Origin of the sequence: Desulfococcus sp. (genome assembly GCF_050178255.1) — a bacterium.
Lineage (GTDB): Bacteria > Desulfobacterota > Desulfobacteria > Desulfobacterales > Desulfococcaceae > Desulfococcus > Desulfococcus multivorans.
This window is the reverse complement of the sequence record NZ_JBFXGG010000189.1, coordinates 1-3,460: the sequence shown is the minus strand read 5'-3', so window position 1 is coordinate 3,460 and position 3,460 is coordinate 1. Positions and strand designations below refer to the sequence as shown.

Annotated in this window: 4 protein-coding genes; all 4 read right to left on the bottom strand. The window is 57.5% G+C overall.

Annotated features, from left to right (window positions below):
* Positions 1–797: galactose-1-phosphate uridylyltransferase (locus AB7S84_RS17015; RefSeq protein ID WP_428155980.1), on the bottom strand; the 797-nt coding region annotated here is incomplete at its 3' end.
* Positions 784–2,097: a DUF190 domain-containing protein gene (locus tag AB7S84_RS17010; protein WP_428155978.1), complete on the bottom strand. Its 1,314-nt coding sequence runs from the start codon at positions 2,095–2,097 to the stop codon at positions 784–786. The genes AB7S84_RS17010 and AB7S84_RS17015, both read right to left, overlap by 14 nt.
* A 9-nt stretch (positions 2,098–2,106) precedes the next feature.
* Positions 2,107–2,598 carry a fluoride efflux transporter CrcB gene (gene crcB, locus AB7S84_RS17005; RefSeq protein WP_428155976.1) on the bottom strand — a complete coding sequence of 164 codons (492 nt, stop codon included), beginning with the start codon at positions 2,596–2,598 and terminating at the stop codon, positions 2,107–2,109.
* Positions 2,599–2,631: 33 nt separating this feature from the next.
* Positions 2,632–3,231 carry a hypothetical protein gene (locus AB7S84_RS17000; protein WP_020878692.1) on the bottom strand — a complete coding sequence of 200 codons (600 nt, stop codon included), beginning with the start codon at positions 3,229–3,231 and terminating at the stop codon, positions 2,632–2,634.
* Positions 3,232–3,460 lie beyond the last annotated feature (229 nt).

Sequence of the window (3,460 nt, the reverse complement as noted above, 5' to 3'; positions counted from 1 at the left end):
TTCAGGACACCCTGGGCCAGGGTTTGCCAATGCGCTTCCGTGGTGTTCCGCAAGGTGGTGATGTCCGGCAGGATCCCCCAGATTTCGAAAAAGCCTTCGGGCGCGAACGCGGCCAGCCATTGCCAGGAGCCGGTGGCACCAATCCATCGCCGGCCGGCCTGCTTTTCCATCGCCAGATAATCGCTGAAGAGACGCGTGCCGAATTGCCGCCGGTGGCCGTGAGCGCGGGACTGCAAAAAGCGCTGATGGTTGGCGGGCGTTCGGTCGGCCTGTACCTGCAGATGGGGGTGGAGCAGGGACCCGCCGGCCGAGGGCAGATGATTCTGGGTAACGGCCATGAACACCGCGGCGGAGTCGTGGCTGAGGATCTGCATCAGATAGTCCCGGCAGTTGAGAAATGAATCCGCGTAGGCTTCCAGGCGAGCCGTGCCGATCTCGACAAAGTGTTGATCGTCGAAAAGGCTGACCGCAGAATACCGGCCATAAGGAAAGAGGTTGGGGAAAAGGATCGAGGAACCCCGGACCATGCGCCCCTGGGACCACACTTCCGGCGGGAATCGGGGCGTCCGGTCGGCGAGTCGCGCCCGACAGAAGGGGCATGCGTCCCGGTTTTGAGCGAAAGGGGGCGGTTCAGGGAGGGATTCGGCGCCGGATTCCTGTTCTTCACCGCGGCTGTAAGTGATTCTGCAGGTGCGGCCCGTAATGGGGTGGGTGCGGATTTCGATGGGGCGTTCGGCAATATCGCCGCTGGGCAGTAGAATCCGCGAAAAAAATGTCTCCTGTTTAAACGGCAACATGGTCGTTCCCTCTCATGGCCGGTCCGCGAAAACCGGCGCGGAGTAGTGAAGCCCGGCTGATCATGCCCTTGAATCGGCCGTCGGCGTCGACAACCGGCAACCGTTTCAGCGCTTTGTCCGTCATCAGCCGGACGGCATCTTCGATCAGCATTTCTTCACGAGCCGTGATCAACCCCGTGGTCATGACCGCAGCGGCGGTGGTTTCGGTCAGGCACCGCTGCAGGTCCCCCAGCCGGCAGGCATCCTGTTGGAAGGGGTGTTTCACCCTGGCCAGGAGATGCCAGACGCCATCCTGCTCCGGCTTGAAGAAGCGCAGCAGATCGCGATCCGAGATCAAGCCCAGCAGCCTGCCCTCGGCATCGACCACGACCACCCGCTGAATGTCATTACGGTCGATGATGCGGATCACCTCGTCTATGGGGGTTTCCGGAGAAACGACGGGCGTATCCTGGCGCAGGATGTCGGCCACGTACCTCAGGTTGCTCACCTCGATCTCCTGCGCCCGAAAAGCGTTCCAGTCAGGCGCCTCGCGCATGACCGTCCGGAAGATGTCCAGCCGGGAAAGCATACCTGTCAGACGCCCGGACTCATCCACCACGGGAACGCGCTTGACGCCGCTTGTCAGCATCAGGTCCACGGCGTCGATCAATGACCGATTCTCGCAAATCGTGACGGCCGGGGTCGTCATCACCTCTCCGGCGTGTCGGGAAGCCATGTGATTCAAGACCGATTCCAGGCGGTTCCGATCGGATTCCGCCAACAGGCCCAACCGCAACGGGAGCCCGCCTTTTCGGATCAGATCCCCCTGAGTGATTACGCCGACGGGCCGGTGATGTTCATCGACCACGGGCAGCCCGGTGAAGACCGAGGAGAGCAGCAGTTGGGTGATTTCCCGCAGGTTGGTTTCGGCCTTGACACTGTGTGGTTCAGGCGTCATGACATCGCGAACCATGAGCTGAGGCGGGAAAAATGCGCTGTGCGTTCTGTGGCTGAGCACCGTCATGTCGTGCAGGGCAAGGATGCCCTCGTCGATCATGCCGTCCAGTCCGTCCAGGACCCGGTCGGTTTCCGCGGCCGGAACCACGATACAAATCCGGATCGGCATATTGAAGGAAAGGATCTCCAATCGGCTGGTTGCCAATTCTCCGTTTTCATAAAGACCCGAAATCCCTCGGGTGACGACGCATCGGGCCGCGATTTTCAGATCGCGGAGAAGCGATATGACGGCGTCCGTCAACGGCGTGTTTCCATACCGTGCCGATTCACTGGTAAAAATTTCAATCGCCTTATAATTCAGCATCACGCCCTCCTATCGTGAGCCGCCCATCCACAAGCCGAGAAAAGTGAGCGCCATGCCGCCCATGTTGTTGATCAGGATATTGACCACTGGCTGCAGCGTCAACCCGGCGCGACCGGCGTTGACGGTTTCCAGGGAGAAGGCGGAAAACGTCGTCAGTGCGCCCAGGTATCCGGTAATGATCATCAGGCGCATGTCCGGGGTCAGCAGTCGGGTGCGATCCGCGAGCGCAAAAATCAGCCCGATAAAAAAACACCCCACGAGGTTGACCGTCATGGTGCCCCAGGGGAAATGGGTGCCCCAGAGTTTTACCGACAGCAAACCGATGCCATAGCGGCTTGCCGCGCCCAGGCCGCCACCGCACATGACCAATGTCAATTTTTTCAGCGCCGGCTGCCATGTCCGGACGCCTTCGGTCAATATGCACAGGACCTCTGAAAATAGTTGCGAAGCCTCCGAAAGAGCGGTTTTTACCTGAATCCATGCCTGAACCCAATCTCCCATTTTTTTCGAATCTTTCTTTTTGAAGAAAATGAATCATGCTTGTCTGATGTTGGCCTTCAGCAGGGCAAGCCCTTCTTCCCGCGCGTGCAGGATCTGTTTCACATTGATTCCGTCGAGCTCCTTTCGGCGCAAAACGGTATTGGTGAGAGCGTTTCGGTAGAGGAGATATTCTTCTTTTTTCGATATGTTGGGGATGACCTTTTCCGTATGGAGGAATTCTTCGATGGATCGCTTTTTTCCGTTGCGGTTGCCTTCGGTCAGATCGACCCTGTGATCGCCGTAGGCCAGAAAACAGTGCAGCATGGGGAGATAGGGCAGGCCGTACTTCTTGAGAATGGCGTCTGCACCGGCGACGATCTCCTCGTTCATGGCGTATATGCCGACCGCCTTATGGATGGGCAGCCCCAACTCTTCGGCCAGGGTGGCGATGACGGCGTGTTTCGTGGTGCAGGAGCCGAAACGCTCCTTGAACAGAATCATCAGGTCGTCCCGATCGGAATTGTATCCATAGGGCAATTCGTGAACGAAGCGGCACGCCGCCGTGAAGGTGCCGATGTCCAGATTCAGGAATTCGCGCGACACCGGCCCCGAATCCGTGATGATGTTGTCGGGAAATACTTTGAATGTGTCCATATCACCTCACCTGCAATCTTTAGAAAGAAATCCTCTTGAAAATAAAACACAAAGCATCATATATTAAAATAGTGCCTATGGTGATGAACGGGACGCTGCCGACAGTGGTTTTTGTGACGCCCGAAACAGGACATCCTGAATCAAACAAGTTTGAAAAAGATAGAACATCATCAGGGTGTCGAGCAGCATTTCATGGAATCTCGAGAAACTTCAAGCAGTGAGATATCCA

What these genes read in the sequence shown, in the direction of transcription:
- AB7S84_RS17010 (WP_428155978.1), bottom strand. Translation starts at nt 2,097, where the DNA reads ATGCTGAATTATAAGGCGATTGAAATTTTTACCAGTGAATCGGCACGG.
- crcB (WP_428155976.1), bottom strand. Translation starts at nt 2,598, where the DNA reads ATGGGAGATTGGGTTCAGGCATGGATTCAGGTAAAAACCGCTCTTTCG.
- AB7S84_RS17000 (WP_020878692.1), bottom strand. Translation starts at nt 3,231, where the DNA reads ATGGACACATTCAAAGTATTTCCCGACAACATCATCACGGATTCGGGG.